The 813-nt window shown below is 53.4% G+C and carries 1 protein-coding gene; it reads right to left on the bottom strand.

All coding sequences use genetic code 11. The features are described 5' to 3' along the window. Positions 1-55 precede the first annotated feature (55 nt). A complete protein-coding gene (locus tag HB376_RS40590) occupies positions 56-751 on the bottom strand; it encodes an IS6 family transposase (RefSeq protein WP_213769307.1) in 696 nt (231 codons plus the stop codon). Between the last annotated feature and the right edge of the window lie 62 nt (positions 752-813).

Raw genomic sequence — 813 nt, 5'->3', positions numbered from 1 at the left:
GGTTCTGTCGCAATAAGGATGGATTGGCGAGCAAAGGCGATATGATAAGTAATGCTTATTTGGCTAATGAGTAAAACTGCTCGGCGGGAGTTTGGCCGACACCTTTCATTTGCCCCTTCTTGATCATGTGCATGAGCTCGATGCCGCCAAGCAGGATGCGTGCACACCGAAAAGTCTTGAATCCGAGCATCGGCCGAGTGCGTCGCTTGATTGCTCGGTGATCCTGTTCGACAATGTTGTTCAGATACTTGTTCTGGCGGATCTTGATCGGCTTATCGCGCGGAACGTTCAGCGCCTCAAGTGCGGCCAGATTTGAACCACTTTTGTCGATTGTGATCGTCTCAGGCTCGCCGTTCTGATCAATCGACTTCTCGAAATAACGTTGCGCGGCGGCCTTGTCACGGTGGGCTCGAAGCAGGAAATCGACTGTTGCTCCAGCCTTGTCCACTGCTCGATACAAGTACTTCCACTGTCCTTTGACCTTGATATACGTCTCATCGACACGCCAGCTTCTGCCTACCGCTCGCTTGCGGCGACGGAACGCTTTCTCAAAAACGGGCAGCAGTCTAATCGCCCAACGGTGCACCGTCGAATGATCGACCTCGATGCCGCGCTCCGCCATCATCTCTTCCAGGTTTCGCACACTCAGCCCATAGGCGATATACCAGCGCACGCACATCAGCATCACATCAAACGGATAGTGAAGGCGTTTAAACACACGCGCCAACGCCGGCGTCAGGCTCTGTTTCATCGCAGCACGCAGTTCGTTTTCTTCCCGCCAATCATAACGCACCGTCTTATTGCGACAGAACC

This window comes from Caballeronia sp. dw_19 (genome assembly GCF_018449515.1).
Classification (GTDB): Bacteria; Pseudomonadota; Gammaproteobacteria; order Burkholderiales; family Burkholderiaceae; genus Caballeronia.
Note: the sequence above shows the minus strand (reverse complement) of the source record. Positions and strands in the feature narration are given on the sequence as shown.